A 16,139-nucleotide genomic window follows, 5' to 3' on the forward strand; every position below is an offset into this window, starting at 1 on the left:
AACGACCACTCGCGATTCGTCAGATCCCCCCGGCCCATGACCCAACCAACGAGCCACCGGTCAGAAAGTCGCATGATCCGCCGGACAGTGCCTAGTGCTGTGACCGGGAAGGTTCACGGGGTTGGTCGGGTGGTGGGAGGGTGTACTCCCATCCGGGTTGCCAGTAGGCCGGGGCTTGGACGAGGTCTTCGAGGCGGGCGCCTGCAAGTAGGCAGTCCAGAGCCCATCGGTTGGCCGAGTGAGCGATCAGCAGAATGCGGTTGTCGGCCCACAGATCAGCCAGGTCGGTGAGGAAGTCTTCTGTGGCGGCCAGAACCTCGCGGTAGCTCTGGCCTTCGGGGAAGGGCTCGTCAATGTGCTGGCCTCGCAGCGGTGCAAGAGCTTCCTGCGGACAGCCGTTGATGCGTCCGTAGTTGCATTCACGCAGGCGGGGATCGTGGTGGATCGGGAGTGTGGTGCCCGCGAAGGCGATCCGCGCGGTGTCCATCGCGCGGTGCAGATCGGAGGTGAACACCGCCGCGATGCCGTCGTCGCGGCGGCGATCACCGAGTTCCCGAGCCTGTCGGCGGCCAGTTGCTGAGAGGACGCCCGGCAGCCAGCCGGTGGCGATTCCGGCCTCGTTGTCGGTGGTGGTGGCGTGGGTTTCGTAGACGAGCTGTATCGATGTCATCGCCCTGCTGTTCATGGTCAGGCCGCCTTGAGAGGACGTCCGCCCCAGCGGATGCCTTTCTCGCTGCGGATGCGGGCACGCTCCTTGCGCTGTGCGGCGAGGACGTCGGGGCGGCGGGCGTTGGCGTTGCGCCAGCGCAGGTAGCGGTGCAGGTGTTGGGTCTGTGCGGGGTGGCTGCGGTGGTGGGAGTTGGCCAGGGTGAACTGCCGCAGCGGGCCGAAGTGGGCCTCGATCGGATTGACCCAGGAGGCGTAGGTCGGGGTGAAGCACAGCTCGACCTTGTTCTTCTTCGCCCAGCGGCGGATGTCCTGGCCAGTATGGGCGGAGAGGTTGTCCAGGATGATGTAGATCGGGGCGCCGTCGGGTCGGGCAGCGCGGATCGACTTCAGCGCGGCCAGGGTGTTGGCGGTGCCTTTGCGGCGGCGGTTAACGCCCCACAGCCGATCATCGCCGACGGAGTAGCACCCGTGGAAGTAGGTGACGCCGTGGGTGCGGCGGTAGGTCGCAGGCAGGCGATCGGGCTTGCCCCGCCTCGCCCAGCAGGAACCTGCCGTAGGGCGGATCCCGAGAGGCCCGAACTCGTCGAAGGCGAAGACACGGTCCGGGAAGTGCTCCAAAACGTGCTCGATGCGGTCGAGTTTGGCGTCGCGATCGGGGTCGGGGGACTCCTTCCAGGTCTTGGTGTGCTGGAAGGTGATGCCGCGGCGCCGGAGCAGGCACCGTAACGCCTCGCGGCCGATCCGGATGACGCGTCCGTGTACTTTGCACAGGTAGGCGGCGAGTTTGCGGATCGACCAGCGGGTGAAGGGCTGGCCGAGCTTGGTGGGGCGGGTGGTGGCCGTCTGGACGACGAAGTCCTCGTCGTCAGGGGTGAGCAGGCGGGGACGGTCTCCCGCCCACCGAGGGTCCAGACAGGCCAGGCCGATCTCGTTGAACCGGTGGATCACCTCCCGCACCGTGCCCTCGTCGGCCTGGACCAACTGGGCAATCAACGGGACACGGTTCCCGCCAGCAGACGCGAGCAGCATCATCGCCCGCCGATAACGCACCGAGCTCGTGCTGCCCCGACGCACGATCTGCTGCAATTTCTGCCCCTCCTGGTCGGTCAGTCTGCGCACCTGCACAGGCTCAGCCACCACACCTCCAACGGTCGGAACGGACGCTGCCGCCCATCCAACCGTTCCAACCAACACCCGGGCGAACCTTCCCGGTCACAGCACTAGACCGCGAACTCCTCGTGCGGGACGGCTCGCCGCCACACGGCTTCGAACGCCGCCACGACCGCCTTCACGACGGTGGGATCCTCGTTGAACTCGTGTCCCGCCCACTCGCCATCGCCGGTGAACCAGTGGAACAGCACCCGCTGGTCGTCGATCAGCCAGAGGTCGTTGCCCGGAAGCATCAGGTCGGAGGCGAGCCGACGCGGTAGCCAACGGACATCCTCCCCCGCGGCGATGTTGTGCCGGCCGGTGAGGGAGTGTTCCCAGCGGATGTAGTCGGTCACCGGCTCGGAGACGATACGGGCGCGACGTACGGCTACGCCGCGGGCCGCGGTTTCCTCCACAAGAGCGCGCCACTGCCGGTAGGCGGCAGGCAGCTCTACTTCGCGGCGGTCCTGCCAGGCGTCGAACACCGGATCGGCCATGTAGGAGTCGCGCATCTCCAGGTGGACCGCCGAGCGGTCAGCGCTCCGGAGCAGAGCGGTGAAGTCCGGCACGTCGTTCTGCGGCATCGCACGCCTCTCTCAGATACGGAACCATCCCGACGGGGATACGCACGACGCCCTCGTGGTCGGGCACGCCCGCAGGGTGTCCCGGTACCCATTCCGTCGTGTCGATCTCCGCCTTCATCTCTGGATCCGGAAGCCACCCCTGGACGACGATCTCAGCTGACTCGTCCTCGAACCACACGGTTGGCGAGCCGCCATTGGGCGAGTTCGGATCCTTCCCGACGAACTGTAGAGCCACGATTTCTCCCAGTCGCAAGCCAGTTGCCAACTCTTGCGCACCATTCCCCTGACGGATGTTGCGGTCAAGGCGGCGTGGTGAGGTTGGCGCATTCACGGCTCGCAGAGACCGACGAAGGGCTCTTGGGGCTCCGACAAGTAACGTGTCGCGTTGGCGCCGGTCATCACAGGTCCCGTGCCTCCAGGTCGTGTGCGGCAGTCGGCAGCGGCGCGGCCGCCGCAACCGAGCTCTGGAGGCGGCAGACGTCGGAACTTCAGGCCCGGTTGCAGGGAGAACTGCCTCTTCGCCCCCTGGCGCGACGAACATCCGTTCATTTACATGGAGTTGAGTCGATTCGTCTGTAGGGCGGCTGATCGCTACGCTGGCGTCGACGTCCGCCTGGCAAGCACGTGCGGCAGGCGGACGCCCGACATTCCTGCCCAACGAAGGTGTGCACCTGTGACCGGTACCGCGACCGTCTCCGACTTCTACTGCCACCAGGCGCTCACCGGCGCGGTCCCCATCGAGACGGTGGCGGAGACTGATCGGGTGCTGGCCTTCCATCACACCAACCCGTCCTATCCCGTGCACATCGTGGTGATCCCCAAGGAGCACGTTCCCTCGCTCACCGACCTCGGGAACTCCGACGAGGGCCTTCTGTGCGAGGTCGTCGCGGTGGTGCGGGAGGTGGCCGCCGGAGTGGAGAAGGAATACGGATCGTGCTCGGTGACGACGAACCTGGGCCTGTACCAGGAGTCGAAGCACCAGCACTGGCACGTCACCTACCGGGGTGAGAGCGAGGAGGAGATCCGAGGTATGTACGGCAACCACGACTGACACCGCCTAGGACACGCCACCAACGCGCACACCTGACCAAGCCCTACTAGTGCCGCATCAAGCAGCCTTCGCCGAAGCCAGCAACGTTGAGTTCGCCTACACACCGGCCATCAGTTCATGGCTGAACCGCATCGAAGCCCACTTCGCCTCCCTGTGCTGCTTCACTCTCGACTGGATGGACCACGTCCGCCATAAGGAGCAGGGCAAACGTGGTCCGTCGCTACATCATCTGGCGGAAGCGCGCCGCCGACGCCTACCCGGGGTGGTCGGCAGGGGAAACGTTGCCTGATGCGGTATTAGGCCCCTTTCGTGTGTCGGCTGAGGGCTGGGAGCGGGTCTTGATGTTGATGGCGGCACCGATGTCGGCATGGGTGGCGTGGCCGCAACGAGTGCATGTGAACAGGTCGCGGGTACGGCGGCTTTTGGCATCCACATGGCCGCAGCGGTTGCAGGTCTGGGAGGTGTAGGCGGGGGCGACGGCACTCACGGTGACCCCGTAGAGCAGGGCCTTGTACTCGATCTGGCGACGGATCTCGCCGAAGCCGACGTCGAGGATGGCCCGGTTCAGCCCGGCCTTGGCCCTCACGTTGCGCCCCGGCATTTCCGCAGTGCCGCGGGCGGAGGCGGTCATGTTCTTCACTCGCAGGTTCTCCAGAGCTACTTGGGCGTACTGGGTCACCAGCCGCTTGGTCACCAGGTGCTGGCTGGTGGCCCGGCGTGCAGCCACCAGCGCGTGGAGTCTGGCGACCTGGTCCCGGGCCTCCTTCCAGCCCTTGGACTGCTCGTGGGACTTCACCCCTCGTACGTGCCGGCGGGCCATGCGCCGTTGCCGCTTGTGCAGCTGCCTGCGGGTGTTCTCCAGGTGGCGGGGGTTTTCGAACAGCTGGACCTTGTGGCCATTCACGATGACCGGGTCGGAGGTGGCGACGAACACCTTCACTCCCAGGTCCACCCCAACCGTTCCTGCTGCTCGCTGGCGTCGGCTCGGCCGGGGCGCCGGCCCGGTCGGCATACGCACGTTGAAGGCCACCACCCAGCGGTGGCCTTCGCGGGCGATCGTCACCGACTTCGATACCCCGCCACGGGCCAACAGCCGGGCCAGCCTCCGCGCGGGGCGGTGCAGCCGCACCGTGAACGCCGGTTGCCCGCCGCCCCCGCCGATCCGCACGTGCCGCAGGTCCTGCTCGACCAGCCGGACAGCGAACATCCGAAACGAATCCCGGCACCGACCTCGCCGCTTGAACCGGGGATAGCCGACGGGCGCCCCGTTGCGGCGGCCGGTGCTCTTCCAGTTGTTGAAGGCCGCATCCGCGTCCCGGAACGCCTGGTGGCACACGACCGCGTTCACCTCCTTCCACCACGGGTACAGGCGCCGCGGTACCTGCCCCGGCAGCAGGGGGCCGGGCAGGGGCTTGTCGCGATGCGTCAGGAAGATCTTCTGCATGGCGAACTGCGTGGGCCCGTCGAACTTCGGCGCGTTCTTGGCGGCCTCGGCCGGCGTCTGACCTTGATCCACGAGCAGGTCACGTCCGCGCGCCCAGAACTTCTGCCTGTAGTGCTTGATGCCGAGGGCGAAGTTGAAGCTGCAGCGCGAGGCGTCGGCGTAGCGCTGCAGAATCACTACCTGCTCGGAAGTGGGATCCAGCGTCTCTTTGACCACGACAGTGGTGGTGCTTTTGTCCATGCTGGGCACCCTTGCATTCGGCACTGACAAATGTGTCATATGGGTGAATGAGTGGGTTAATGCCGCATGCTCTGTCACCTGTCTCGTACTGTGTTACTCGTTCACCTCCTGCGGAGGTGAACTCGTCCCCCGGATGGGGGAGCAGAGCGCCCGTGGGCTGCACCAGCCGTAAGGCAAGGGCAGGAAATCACTTCGCCGCTTCGCTGCGGGGAAGGAAAGAAGCGGTGCAGGACAGGGCTGGCAACAGCCTGCGGCCGGGCAACCGGTCGCCCAGAGCGGCCGGGTAACCGAGTCGCCCGTCCCTAATACGCCGATGGCGAAACACGCGGAATGCGGCCTTTGCCGGAAAACTCGAAAGTGGCGCCGAAGACCACCTAATCGGCGAGAACCCCCAGCTCAGTAAGAGTCTGGCCCGCGCGTGCAGGGGCGGTCCCACGAGAAGCCGGCGCCCTCGGTCCGTTCACAGGTCTGGCCCGCGCGTGCAGGGGCGGTCCCGTGCGACCGGTCCGCTGCCGAGGCGTTGGACGGTCTGGCCCGCGCGTGCAGGGGCGGTCCCGGCAAGACGGGCCGCCTCACGTACACCGACACCGTCTGGCCCGCGCGTGCAGGGGCGGTCCCGACCTGATCTCGTGGGGCGAGCATCCAGACCTGTCTGGCCCGCGCGTGCAGGGGCGGTCCCCTCCTGGTACGACGGCGCCCTCGCTGCCTCAGGTCTGGCCCGCGCGTGCAGGGGCGGTCCCGAGCACCCGCGCTGCCGAACGCTCCGACGAACGTCTGGCCCGCGCGTGCAGGGGCGGTCCCGGCAACGGCCGAGGAGCTGGGTCTGCCGTCGAGTCTGGCCCGCGCGTGCAGATCAGACAGGCCTTAGCGGCGCTGGCCCGCCGCCTGCAGGACGAGACCAGCGATGCGTTCGGCTGCGGCTTCCGGCCGTGGACGGGCACCCTGCCCCCCGCGGGGGGCAGCGGACAGAGCGGCGCAGGCATGGACGAGCGCGCCGGGGTCGGTCAGCTGCTCGTCGGCAACGACGCGGCAGCGCTCCGGGTGCTGAGCGGCGTAGGCGCGGGCGTTGTCGAGCTGGTCTCCCCGGCTGACGGAAGCGGGCAGCGGTACCAGGACGGCGGGCAGCTCCAGGGCGGCGAGTTCGGCCAGCGTGGTGGCCCCGGCCCGGCCGATGACGAGGTCGGCCAGGGCCAGGGCGTGCGGCATGTCGTCGTGCAGATACTCCAGCTGCCAGTACCCCAGGCGACCGGCGAACCGGGGGTCGAGGTTGCCCTTGCCGACGACGTGCAGCACGCTGTACCGCTCGCACAAGGCGTCGAGTTGGGTGCGGACGGCAGTGTTGACGCGCTGCGAGCCGCTGCTTCCGCAGAAGATCAGCAGCACCGGCTTCTCGTCGGTGACCCCGAGGCGCTCGCGCAGCGCCTCGGGGTTGGCGTCGGCGAGGTCCGCTCGCAGCGGCAGCCCGGTCACCTGGGTCTTGTTGCGCATCCACCGCGGCGTCGGGCCGGGAGCCGGGACGCTCAGGCAGATGGTGGTGGCTACGCGCCCCAGAATCCTGTTCGCCAGGCCCAGGGAGTGATCGCTCTCGTGGATGACGACGGGGACGCGGGCGAGGGCGGCGCCGATCCCGACGGGCACAGAGACGTACGAGCCCTTGGAGAACAGCGCGTCGGGCCGTTCTCGCCGCAGCGCCCTGAAAGCGGCGAGGATGCCCCGGGCGACGGTGAACGGCATCAGCAGGTTGCCGGCGGAGCGGTGGCGGCGCAGCCCGGCCGAGGGGACGTGGCGGAAGGGGATCCCGGCGCGCCGGGCGTACTCGTGCTCGATGGTGTTCTCGCGTCCGAGGAAGACGAGCTCGGCGTCACGGTCGCGGAGCTGGCCGGCGACGGCGAGGGCCGGCACGACATGGCCGGCGCTGGCGCCGCCCGTGATGGCGATTTTCATCGGTCCCTTTTCTGAAATGCCCACACCGTGTCTCACTGCGAGAGCACTCTTCCTGTTGCTTCGAAAGTTTTAATTGGTCGGGTCGGCTGGATTCGAACCAGCTCCTCGGCAACGCTTTTGCCGTGCTCCACCAATTGAGCTACGACCCGTTTCGAACTGCGATGAGGGTGACACTAGGCACCCGTGCGGTCTGCGGTCAACGGGCCCGTGCGGTCGAGCGAATAAATTCTGCCACCGCTCGGGCCCGTTGAATTGCAGGGGCATATTCCGATTTCAGGCACACTAATTCGAGGCATCACCCTGAGTCGGTGCAGCCCTGTTTATCCGGCAGTTTCCCGCAGCGGAACTATGCGTATGTGAAAGGGTTCTCGTCGGCGATGTGGCTGAGGTCCGTACGGACGGTGCGTCCGGTGGAGCGTGCGATGACTTCGGTCTCGGTCACGGGGTGGTCGGGGGAGAGGACGGCTGCGTGGGGCAGGCCGAGGAGTCGGGCGTAGCGGAGCTTGTCGCCGGTGGGCAGGGGCCGGTCGTCGACGAGGACGCTGATGCGGCAGTCGGTGAGGCGGCGGGCGAGACGGTCCGCGCGGTCGCGCATGCCGGGCTGGTCGGCGCGCAGCACCACGATGTGGAGATCGGCGGGTCCTGTGCCCGGGGCCCATCGCAGGCCGTGGCGGTCGCGGTTGAGTTCGGCGGCGGTTTGCAGGCACCGGGTGATGCCGATGCCGGAGCAGGCCATCCAGGGTGTGGCGGGGCGGCCGGCGGGGTCGCTGTAGCTGAGGTTCATGGGAGCGGCGTACTGCGTGCCCAGTTCGAAGACGTGAGCGACTTCCACGGCGCGCAGCATGCTGTAGCGGCCCTGGCGGCAGGCTCCGCAGCCGCTGTGTTCGGTCGCGTGGTGCAGGTCGGCGCCGTGGGGGTCCAGCGCGGGCAGGCTGCGGGTGCCGTTCCAGCTCACGCCGGTGCGCAGCCCGGTGTCCCCGTCGGAGACAGCGAAGGTCTCCAGTTCGGCGGCGGACAGGTCGTACAGGGGCAGGACGTCGGTTGCGCCGTGGGCGTCCCAGGGGGTGAGGGTGCCGGGCTTCTTGCCGAGCTGGTCGGGCAGGAGGTCGGGGTCGAGGAGGTCGGCGCGAGCGGCGCCGGTGGCTGCTGCGATCTTGCGGGGGCTGACGTGGAGGTCGGAGCGGATGGCGACGGTCGCGGTCTGGGTGGTGCCGTCGGGCAGGGTGAGGGTGAAGGCGATGACGTTGACGACCGGGTCCGGGCCGGGCGGCGGGGGCTGGGCCGCGAGGACGGCTCCGTCGCCGCGGTTGCCGCAGTGGGTGCAGGCGACGATGGTGCCCTGTCCGCTGTCGGCGAGGACGAGGTGTTCGGTGCTGGGGCCGGCGGAGATGCTGCCGCCGTCGGCGGGAGCGGTGAAGGTGCCGGTCAGTCCCATGCCGGTGAGGGCGGCGGCGACGGCGTCGTTGAGGAAGGCGACGGATTCGCGCATGGTGTCGGGGCCGGTGTCGAAGGTGTAGGCGTCGGCCATGGTGAACTCGCGGCCTCGCATCAGCCCGCCGCGCGGGGAGAGCTCGTCGCGGAACTTGGTGGTGCTCAGCGACAGGCGGACAGGCAGGTCCCGGTGGGAGCGCAGGTGGTCGCGGACGGTGGTGGCCGCGATCTCCTCTGAAGTGGGGGCCAGGCACATCTCCTCGCCGCTGGAGGACGCCACGGTCAGCAGCGCCCCTTCGCGCCGGTAGACATCCCAGCGCCCGGTCTGCTCCCACAGGGTGCGGCTCTGCAGAGTGGGCGGGGCGAAGGTCAGAGCGCCGCGTTCCTCGAAGGCGCGCCGGGCGATGGCGGTGAGCCGGTCGTGCACCCGTACGCCGAGCGGCAGGAGAGTGTGAACGCCGGTCGCGTCGGTACGGGCGACCAGGCCGAGGGTGTGCAGCAGTTCGAGGGTGGAGGCGGCGGTGTCGCCGGTGCGGGGCCTGACCGGCGGCCACAGGCGACTGGCGTACAGGGGGAGGGTGTTCATCGGGCGCCTTCCCTTGCGGTGCGGGACAGCGCGGCGAGGCGGGCCGCGGTGTGGGCGATGTCGTGGCCGCGGGCGTTGGCGAACGCCTTGTGGTGGAGGACCTGCCGGGTGGCAGGACTGGCGGCCAGGTGGTCGATGAGCGAGGCGAGGGCTGCGATATCGCCCGGCGGGAAGCCCAGGCCGCCGCTGCCCAGGGTGGCCGCCAGCCCGGGGACGTCGCTGAAAAGGGTGGGCAGGCCGTGTGCCTGGGCCTCGACGGCGACGAGGCCGTATGCCTCCAGCGTGCGGGTGGTGAACAGCATCGCGTCGAAGTCACCGAACCGCGCGAACAGTTCCTGGCGCGGCAGGAACGGCTCGAACGTCACTCGGTCGGCGAGGCCGAGTTCGGCGGCGCGCCGGGTAAGGGTGTCGAGTTCGCTGCCACTGCCGATCACGGTGAGCTGGTGTCCAGTGGTGCGTGCCAGGGCCTCGATGGCGGTGACCGTGGACTTGTTGGCGTCCAGTCGGCCTGCGTGGACCAGGCGCAGCCGTCTTCCGGCGCGCGGATGGGCCGTCGGAGCCGCGGGAAGCGGTACGCCCCAGGGCACGACCGCCAGCCGGTCGGTGTGGCGGCCGTCGGTGAGCCGGTCGACCTCGTCGGCCATGGCCGCGTTCGGTACGACGACGCTCACGCTCGCGGCGGCGATCTCGTTCAGGACGGCGCGCGCCTGCTTGTGCTCGGTGGCCACGATGACGTCGGTGCCGTGCGCGATGGACACCATCGGCACCTCGCCAGCGGCCCGTGCGAAGGCGTACGCGAGGCCGAACCCCAGGTGCTGGGCGTGGATCAGGTCGGGCCGCCGTTCGCGGATGAGGACGGCGACTTCGTCGGTGAGCGCGTCGGCGTACGCGTCGAAGCCTGGCCCGTACGGCACCTTGGCCGAGGCCAGTCGGGCGGTGGTGGCGAAGCCGTGCTGCCAGGTGCCGCTGCCGGGCAGGTGCGCGAACACCGTGTCGTAGCCGTGGCCCACCAGACGGGCGTAGACGTCGCTGCACCAGATGGTCGAGCCGCAGGAGGGCTCCAGGGGCAGGTCGATGCCGGTGAGGATCAGTGGGCGTGTCATGCGGTCGCCTCCATCGGTGCGCTCTGCCGGAGGTAGGTGACGAGACCGGTGCGCAGGAGTGCCGCGGTCCCCGCCCAGCCCAGCGAGCAGACGGTGTCGATGACGGACAGGTTCGGCACGAAGCCTTGGCGGCCCCATGCCTGCTGGAAGCGCGGGTGGCGGTCGGCGTAGTCGTTCCACCGCACCCGCACACCGTGCTCGGCCAGCGCCGTGGTGTCGAGATAGGTGCGGGTCCCCGATCCCGCCCACAGGACGTCGGCGCCGGTGGCCGCGCAGATGGCCGCCAGGCGCCCGGTTTTGTCATCGGCGGCGACGGCCAGCTCGGAGGTGAGCCGCAGGTGGGCGGGGGCGCCGAGGGCTGTGGCGGTCTGGGTGAGCAGGTGAAGGTTCAGGTCGACCAGCCACGCGTGGCCAGCCCCGAGGACGGGCCGCAGGACGTGCAGCAGCTCCTCGATGTGCGGGGTGCGGGCGTAGGCCAGGCGGATCGCCCGCAGCATGCTGTCGGCGTCGAAGGAGTCGGCGACGGGGGTGTCGCGGATCAGCTGGCCGGGGGCGCGGTTGACCGGGACGGTCAGCCACTGCACCCCGTCGGGGGTTTTGATCCGGTTGCGGTTCTGATAGCCGCCGTCGGTGTAGGGCACGTCGTCGTAGAGGGCGACGGTGTCGCAGGCGAATAGGGCCTCGCAGAACCCCAGCCAGGGCGCGAAGGGCGGCTGTTCGATGTAGATCACGACGGGTCCTCCTGGGGGAAGAGGGTGAGCACGGAGGTCTCGAAAGCCTCGTAGGCGCGTCCCGCGGCGGTGGCGGCGGGACGCAGGCGCCATCCGGCCTGGGCGGCGCGGTGGTGGGTGAAGTCCTTGCTCAGGTACCAGCGGCCGACCTGGGTGCGGTGCGCGGCCAGGGCGCTGACCTTGTCGTCGAGGTACTCGGTGATGTCGACGAGGACGGTGGGGGCGAACGCGGCGCGGGGGGCGTGTGGCTCGCCGTGCAGCACGGTGTGGCAGGTGGCCACGCGGGTGGCGGCGTTCGCGGCGGCACTGGCCAGCGCCCGGTGGTCCTGATGGTCGGTGCTGGCGTTCAGGCTGTGGGTGATCAGCAGCGTGCAGCCCAGACGGGTCAGTTCGGCCTCCACGGTGGATACCAGGTGCCGGTCGGCCACGAGGGCACCATCGGGCAGGCCGAGGAAGGTGAGCTGGATGCCGGTGGAGTGCCAGGCCGCGCGGACCTCCTCGGCCCGTTCGTCCGTGCCGAGGCGGCGGCCGCCGCCGGCCTCGGCCAGGGAGACGCCGTTCGCGCCGTGGGTGACCACGACCACCGCCACGCTCGCCCCTGCCTGGGCGGCCCGGCGCAGTGTGCCGTAGCACAGCAGCTCCGCGTCGTCGGGGTGAGCGACGAGCGCCACCACCCGCTCCCCCCGTACACCGCCGTGCGGCTCGCGGCCGAGGGCCGCGGCGCTCGTCACCGGACCTCGAAATCCATGTGGGCCTTGGAGGGCTGAGGGCCGCTACTGCCCTGGTACTTACCCTCGTACAGCACGCGTTCTCCGGTCGTCTCCCAGAAGGTGACCTGGCCGATCAGCATCCCGGGGTAGATGCGCACCGGCTGCACCGCGTGCAGTTGCAGGGTGAGCTCGCCGAAGGAGCCGAGGTCGATCAGATCGGCGGTGACGTGGACGAACAAGCCCAAGCGGGCGATGGAGGAACGGGCCCGGATGATGGGCACGAAGCGGTCGCTGCCGATCCGCTCCCGGGTGGCGGCCAAGTAGATCCGGTGCGGCTGGAGGTCGAAGCCGCTTGCGGGGATGGGGTGCTGTTCGAAGGGGTTGTCGCGGGCGCAGTCCAGGACGTGACTGGTGTAGGACCCGATGTCGGAGCCGAGGCAGAAGTCGTAGGAGTTGGGCTGGGCGTGGCTCGCGTCGAAGGGTTCGATGCGGATCTGGCCGTCGTTGACGCGGGACGTGATCTCGGGGCCGGTGAGGATCATGCGGTCACTTCCTGGAGGAGAGGGTCGGGGGTCGCGCCGTGACCGGCGGCCGCGCGGGGGGACCAGGCGGCGGGGACGCTGAGAGTGCCGTAGTGCCCGAGGTAGGGGGAGCGGCTCCCGGACGGCCGCCAGAAGGAAACCTGGCCCACCCGCATGCCGGGGTAGATCCGCAAGGGCTGGACGACGGTGATCTCCAGCGTCCACCGGTGGACGGCGCCGAGCTGGCCGAGGTCGGCGGAGATCTGCAGGAAGCAGCCGAGCCGGCCGAGGGAGGAGCGGCCGATCAGGCTGGTGACGAAGTCCTCGCTGCCGATCGTCTCGACGGTCGTCCCCAGGTAGACGGTGCCGGGCTGGAGCACCAATCCGTCGCCGGACAGGTCGATGGTGCGCGTGCGGGCGGGCACGGTGGGGTCGGCCGGTCGGCTGGTGAGCTCTTCGAGCCGGTCACCGAGCCGGTAGTTGTAGCTGTTGGGGTTGAGCAGGTTCGGCTCGAACGGGTCGATGGTGATCGTCCCGTTCCTGACGGCTTCGCGGATCGCGGGTCCGGTGAGGATCATCGTGCTCCTCCGGTCGGTTCGGGACGGTGGCCGTATGCCTGCTTCAGCAGCCGCCGTTGGCCGGGCGGCAGGTCACTCTGGCCCGGCCCCAGCGGCATGCGCCCGTGGGCGTAGCGCCACTGGTCGAAGATGAGGAGCTGGCCGGGCTGGAGCCGCACGGTGGTGCGCCGCGCCTCGGCGGCGGCCACGAGCCGGCCGAACGCGGCCGCGACCTGCTCGGGGGCGCCGCCGTCCACCAGTTCGCCGCGCTCCAGGTGGGGGAGCATCTTGGAGGTGAACCGGATCGGTTCCCGGCCGTCCAGGTGCTCGGGCAGGATGGGGAAGCGGGCCATCCCTTCACCGACACCGTGCACCCCGTGGTCGGTGAAGTAGGAGAAGACCGGCTGACGCAGCAGCTCGCGGTCCGTCTGGTCGAGGTCCCCGGCGGCGGTGTGGAGGTCGGACAGGGCGGAGGCGCCGCCGCCGGCCGGGTCCGCGCGCACGCAGTACAGCGCGATCAGGCGCGGGGCCCGGTCGCGGTCGACGAGGTCGACATGCAGCCGGTTCTCGCCCACGCCGTGGGTACGTCCGGGGTCGACGTCGTCGCGAACCGTCAGGTCGTCCCAGCATCCGCGGTCCGGGTAGAGGGCCAAGACGGTGCCCAGGACGGACAGCAGGCTCAGCGCGAGGTCCAGGTTGGAGCCGTGCTGCTGGGACTCGAAGGTGACGAGCACCCGGCCCTCGCCGGGGCCGTCGAAGGCGTGCGCGAAGGCGTCCGGCGCGGTCGGGCCGAAGGCCAGCTCGCGCGCATTCAACTTCAGCAGGTCGGTCATCACGTCTCCAGACAGGCAGTGAGGACGCCGTGCAGAGTGCACGGCGTCAGAGGAGACCGGGCGGGCAGTCCCAGACGCCCGGCGAGGTAGGCGGTAGTGGCGACGCGCCCCGGCTCCGTGCCCGCCAGGGCGTGAGCGACGGTGAGGTCCTCGCCCAGCTCGTGGGCCCGTGCGGCCAGGGAACGCGGCGAATGGGCGCCGTCGAGCACCACGAGGTCACTGTCGAAGGGCGCGCAGGCCCACAGCGCCGCCCTGGTCAGCTCGGACGGCAGTCCTCCGCGCAACGCGTAGGTGTTGAGGACGAAGGCGTCGGCGCCCGTCGCACGCAGCGCGCGAGCCACCAGGAAGCGGGCGGCATCCTCCCGCTGGGGCAGGGCGGCCGCGAGACGGCCCACAGGCTGCTCCCCCCACGCCGCGAACGCCTCGAACTCCGTTTCCAAGCCGAACCGTGTGTGTTCCGGGCCGCTTGCGGCGGGGCCGTCGTGGCGCACGCGGAGCGGGCCGTCGACGCCCAGGTCGAGGCAGAGCAGCCCAGCGCCCTGTGCGGCGGGCTTGACGACGTGTCGGACTCCCCGCGTCCAGTGCGTCCACGGCGAGTGGCAGTGCGAAGAGATCACCGTGGTCAGCGGCCACTCGGCCTCCTGGTCGGCGACATCGGCGAGGAAGCCGCTGTGGCTCACCCCGACCACCACATCGGCACCCGCCGAACGTAGAACGTCGGCCTCGGTGGCGATCAGTGCAGCCGTCGGGGCCCGATAGGTGAACCCCGCGCGCTCGGACGCGGGGATCGCCTTGTACGCCTGCTCGCCCAGGTAGCCGACGATCCCGATCCGAAGCGACGTCCCGTGCAGCACCAGCCCGCCCGTCCACCGGCCGGCGAAGTCCGACGAGGGCGAGACGTTGGCGCAGACAACCGGCGGGAACTTCTCGGGATGACGCAGTCGCATCAGGTCAGGCAGGTCGTGGTTGCCCGGGACCACCGCGTCGTACAACTCGGCCAGGAGCTCTTCCTCCACACGGCCGCCGGAGAAGGCGTGAAAGGCGCTGCCGGAGAAGAAGTCACCGGCATCGACAACGAGGGCCCCCGCCTTCCGCGCGCAGCGCAGTGCCGACAGAGCGTGGAGGCCGTCAGGCAGTGAGGAGTGGAAACAGCCGGTAGCGATCAACTGCTGCACGCCGACCTCCGGCTGATCGCGAGAACCCGCAGCACAGTGGGGGCCGGCGGCCAGAACGAGGACCGTGCAATGCCGTCGACCTCCTCCACCGCCAAGTCCGCGCTGCGGGCGAGCATCTCGGCGCTGGCTCTGGGGACGACCACGAGTCCGTACTCCACGCGGGGGGAGGCGAGAACGTGCCGGATCAGGTCCGCGGACAGCTCGGGATCGAATGGCATGATGGAGACCAGTGCGCTGCCAGGGTCCAGGCCGCCGTCCAAGTCGACGCGGCGTACGTCGTCGAAGGTGACGCGCGCCCGGTCCCCGAACGGTGCAAGCCGCTCCGTCAGCTGGTCGTGGAGCCGCTCGTCCTTCTCCACCGCCCAGATACGGTGTCCGGCGGCCGCGATTACGGAGGAGAGCGTGCCCAGCCCCGCACCGACCTCCAGCACGTGTGCTCCCGACGGGATACCGGCGCGCTCCAGCAGGGCGTGCGCGGCAGCCATGGTCCGCAAGAAGTGCTGCCCGAGGTCTCCACGGGTCTGAAAACCGAGAGCGGCATAGCGGTCGGCTGCTCCGCCGACGACTTCGTCCACCGCCAAGGGTTGCTTGATCACTGAGGAAGTCCTTTCGCACAAGGCGCCTGCTCGGCATCGAAGGACGCGGCAGGACACACAGGGGGCACCGTGAAGACGGATCCGGGGTGAAGCACCACAGCGCACAAAAGTCGCTGGGGTGATCGAGAGTCGGCCAACTGCGTTTACTGGGGCAGGGGTTGATGGCCCCTTTATGGGTCCTGCGGCCTGCGGCAGTACGCTCAACTCGTGCCTGCCCGATTGGATTTCGTCGTGGGCGAGGCCGGGCCGCGAGCTGGCCAGAGACCAGGAACGTGGTGGCTGCCGTCCTCTACGATGCGGGCTGAACTGATGAGCCGTCATTGCGGCCCATATGCAGAAACATTGACGGGGCTGCGCAATGTCCGTCCGGCGGTACCCTCGGCCTGGACGGTTCAGGATCGTGGCTGAGCGGCGGAGGACTGGACTGTGGGCGGAGTTTCCCGAGGTCGTCGTGCGGAAATCCAGCGGGAGGCATCGCGGATCCGCGCTCAGTGCCAACGCGACGGGCACACCCACGAACAGATCGTCGCGAGCCTTCAGTCGGCGCTTCCAGAGCTCACGGCCTTGGAGGCGTGGCGCCTCGCGCTGGGGTGGTCGCGACCGGCAGCGATTCGCGAGGTAGCCGCCGTCTACCGGTCCGACGGGCTGCTGCCGCCAGGGCTGACGCCGGCCATGCTGTGCCGGTACGAGCACGGGAAGGAACAGCCCGGTGACGAATACCGGCTGATGATCTCTCGGGCGTACGGAGCCCGCCCCGATCAGCTCGCTCTTGAGACACGCTGCTTGTGGTGCAGCACCTGCACGTCCCCGTCTCC

16 protein-coding genes, 1 tRNA gene, 1 pseudogene and 1 CRISPR repeat array are annotated in these 16,139 nt (G+C 69.5%); of the genes and pseudogenes, 2 read left to right on the forward strand and 16 right to left on the reverse strand.

The window, feature by feature from the left end; translation table 11 throughout:
• Positions 1 to 91 precede the first annotated feature (91 nt).
• The 4 genes from ACIQGQ_RS35845 to ACIQGQ_RS35860 form a co-directional block, all read right to left on the reverse strand.
• The gene (locus ACIQGQ_RS35845) at positions 92 to 685 is read right to left on the reverse strand and encodes a histidine phosphatase family protein (protein ID WP_402404457.1); all 594 of its coding nucleotides are present in this window, start codon (positions 683 to 685) and stop codon (positions 92 to 94) included.
• A 2-nt stretch (positions 686 to 687) separates the two neighbouring features.
• Positions 688 to 1,806, reverse strand: a complete 1,119-nt coding sequence (locus tag ACIQGQ_RS35850; RefSeq protein ID WP_402404459.1) for an IS630 family transposase — start codon at positions 1,804 to 1,806, stop codon at positions 688 to 690.
• A gap of 83 nt (positions 1,807 to 1,889) precedes the next feature.
• The gene (locus ACIQGQ_RS35855) at positions 1,890 to 2,402 is read right to left on the reverse strand and encodes a DUF6879 family protein (RefSeq protein WP_402404462.1); all 513 of its coding nucleotides are present in this window, start codon (positions 2,400 to 2,402) and stop codon (positions 1,890 to 1,892) included.
• A complete protein-coding gene (locus ACIQGQ_RS35860; RefSeq protein WP_402404465.1) occupies positions 2,353 to 2,637 on the reverse strand; it encodes a hypothetical protein in 285 nt (94 codons plus the stop codon). Before ACIQGQ_RS35860 ends, ACIQGQ_RS35855 begins: the two co-directional genes overlap by 50 nt.
• Before the next feature lie 438 nt (positions 2,638 to 3,075).
• Between ACIQGQ_RS35860 and ACIQGQ_RS35865 the strand changes: the two genes are divergently transcribed.
• On the forward strand, positions 3,076 to 3,453 hold the full coding sequence (locus ACIQGQ_RS35865; protein ID WP_402404467.1) for an HIT domain-containing protein: 378 nt from the start codon (positions 3,076 to 3,078) through the stop codon (positions 3,451 to 3,453).
• Between the two features lie 67 nt (positions 3,454 to 3,520).
• Positions 3,521 to 3,704 (forward strand): annotated as a pseudogene (locus ACIQGQ_RS35870) (transposase); the annotation flags it as partial.
• A gap of 2 nt (positions 3,705 to 3,706) precedes the next feature.
• Here ACIQGQ_RS35870 and ACIQGQ_RS35875 read toward each other — a convergent pair.
• From ACIQGQ_RS35875 to ACIQGQ_RS35930, 12 genes are all read right to left on the reverse strand, one after another.
• On the reverse strand, positions 3,707 to 5,137 hold the full coding sequence (locus tag ACIQGQ_RS35875) for an RNA-guided endonuclease InsQ/TnpB family protein (RefSeq protein WP_402404469.1): 1,431 nt from the start codon (positions 5,135 to 5,137) through the stop codon (positions 3,707 to 3,709).
• A gap of 405 nt (positions 5,138 to 5,542) precedes the next feature.
• Positions 5,543 to 5,999: direct repeats of the CRISPR family, unit length 29 nt; unit sequence GTCTGGCCCGCGCGTGCAGGGGCGGTCCC.
• 2 nt (positions 6,000 to 6,001) lie between these two features.
• Positions 6,002 to 7,081, reverse strand: coding sequence for a UDP-N-acetylglucosamine--N-acetylmuramyl-(pentapeptide) pyrophosphoryl-undecaprenol N-acetylglucosamine transferase (locus ACIQGQ_RS35880; RefSeq protein ID WP_402404472.1), 1,080 nt, complete (start codon positions 7,079 to 7,081; stop codon positions 6,002 to 6,004).
• 74 nt (positions 7,082 to 7,155) lie between these two features.
• Positions 7,156 to 7,230 (reverse strand) — tRNA-Ala (locus tag ACIQGQ_RS35885).
• A 197-nt stretch (positions 7,231 to 7,427) separates the two neighbouring features.
• On the reverse strand, positions 7,428 to 9,098 hold the full coding sequence (locus tag ACIQGQ_RS35890) for a proline--tRNA ligase (protein WP_402404475.1): 1,671 nt from the start codon (positions 9,096 to 9,098) through the stop codon (positions 7,428 to 7,430).
• The gene (locus ACIQGQ_RS35895; RefSeq protein WP_402404478.1) at positions 9,095 to 10,201 is read right to left on the reverse strand and encodes a glycosyltransferase family 4 protein; all 1,107 of its coding nucleotides are present in this window, start codon (positions 10,199 to 10,201) and stop codon (positions 9,095 to 9,097) included. Before ACIQGQ_RS35895 ends, ACIQGQ_RS35890 begins: the two co-directional genes overlap by 4 nt.
• On the reverse strand, positions 10,198 to 10,932 hold the full coding sequence (locus tag ACIQGQ_RS35900; RefSeq protein WP_402404481.1) for a WbqC family protein: 735 nt from the start codon (positions 10,930 to 10,932) through the stop codon (positions 10,198 to 10,200). The genes ACIQGQ_RS35895 and ACIQGQ_RS35900 overlap by 4 nt, the downstream gene beginning before the upstream one ends.
• Positions 10,929 to 11,663, reverse strand: coding sequence for a PIG-L deacetylase family protein (locus tag ACIQGQ_RS35905; RefSeq protein WP_402404484.1), 735 nt, complete (start codon positions 11,661 to 11,663; stop codon positions 10,929 to 10,931). The genes ACIQGQ_RS35900 and ACIQGQ_RS35905 overlap by 4 nt, the downstream gene beginning before the upstream one ends.
• Positions 11,660 to 12,184, reverse strand: a complete 525-nt coding sequence (gene dcd, locus ACIQGQ_RS35910) for a dCTP deaminase (RefSeq protein ID WP_402404487.1) — start codon at positions 12,182 to 12,184, stop codon at positions 11,660 to 11,662. The genes ACIQGQ_RS35905 and dcd overlap by 4 nt, the downstream gene beginning before the upstream one ends.
• A complete protein-coding gene (locus ACIQGQ_RS35915) occupies positions 12,181 to 12,741 on the reverse strand; it encodes a dCTP deaminase domain-containing protein (RefSeq protein WP_402404490.1) in 561 nt (186 codons plus the stop codon). The genes dcd and ACIQGQ_RS35915 overlap by 4 nt, the downstream gene beginning before the upstream one ends.
• Entirely contained in the window at positions 12,738 to 13,553 is an 816-nt protein-coding gene (locus tag ACIQGQ_RS35920; RefSeq protein ID WP_402404492.1) for a TauD/TfdA family dioxygenase, read from the reverse strand. Before ACIQGQ_RS35920 ends, ACIQGQ_RS35915 begins: the two co-directional genes overlap by 4 nt.
• On the reverse strand, positions 13,553 to 14,728 hold the full coding sequence (locus tag ACIQGQ_RS35925; protein WP_402404495.1) for a metallophosphoesterase: 1,176 nt from the start codon (positions 14,726 to 14,728) through the stop codon (positions 13,553 to 13,555). The genes ACIQGQ_RS35920 and ACIQGQ_RS35925 overlap by 1 nt, the downstream gene beginning before the upstream one ends.
• Positions 14,716 to 15,324 carry an rRNA adenine N-6-methyltransferase family protein gene (locus tag ACIQGQ_RS35930; protein WP_402404499.1) on the reverse strand — a complete coding sequence of 203 codons (609 nt, stop codon included), beginning with the start codon at positions 15,322 to 15,324 and terminating at the stop codon, positions 14,716 to 14,718. Before ACIQGQ_RS35930 ends, ACIQGQ_RS35925 begins: the two co-directional genes overlap by 13 nt.
• Between the last annotated feature and the right edge of the window lie 815 nt (positions 15,325 to 16,139).

The sequence above is a fragment of the Streptomyces sp. NPDC092952 genome, from assembly GCF_044754785.1.
GTDB lineage: Bacteria > Actinomycetota > Actinomycetes > Streptomycetales > Streptomycetaceae > Streptomyces.

Bases quoted from the DNA above. Each gene is read 5' to 3' on its own strand.
- ACIQGQ_RS35845 (WP_402404457.1), bottom strand. From the start codon at position 685: ATGAACAGCAGGGCGATGACATCGATACAGCTCGTCTACGAAACCCAC.
- ACIQGQ_RS35855 (WP_402404462.1), bottom strand. From the start codon at position 2,402: ATGCCGCAGAACGACGTGCCGGACTTCACCGCTCTGCTCCGGAGCGCT.
- ACIQGQ_RS35875 (WP_402404469.1), bottom strand. From the start codon at position 5,137: ATGGACAAAAGCACCACCACTGTCGTGGTCAAAGAGACGCTGGATCCC.
- ACIQGQ_RS35880 (WP_402404472.1), bottom strand. From the start codon at position 7,081: ATGAAAATCGCCATCACGGGCGGCGCCAGCGCCGGCCATGTCGTGCCG.
- ACIQGQ_RS35890 (WP_402404475.1), bottom strand. From the start codon at position 9,098: ATGAACACCCTCCCCCTGTACGCCAGTCGCCTGTGGCCGCCGGTCAGG.
- ACIQGQ_RS35895 (WP_402404478.1), bottom strand. From the start codon at position 10,201: ATGACACGCCCACTGATCCTCACCGGCATCGACCTGCCCCTGGAGCCC.
- dcd (WP_402404487.1), bottom strand. From the start codon at position 12,184: ATGATCCTCACCGGCCCCGAGATCACGTCCCGCGTCAACGACGGCCAG.
- ACIQGQ_RS35915 (WP_402404490.1), bottom strand. From the start codon at position 12,741: ATGATCCTCACCGGACCCGCGATCCGCGAAGCCGTCAGGAACGGGACG.
- ACIQGQ_RS35920 (WP_402404492.1), bottom strand. From the start codon at position 13,553: ATGACCGACCTGCTGAAGTTGAATGCGCGCGAGCTGGCCTTCGGCCCG.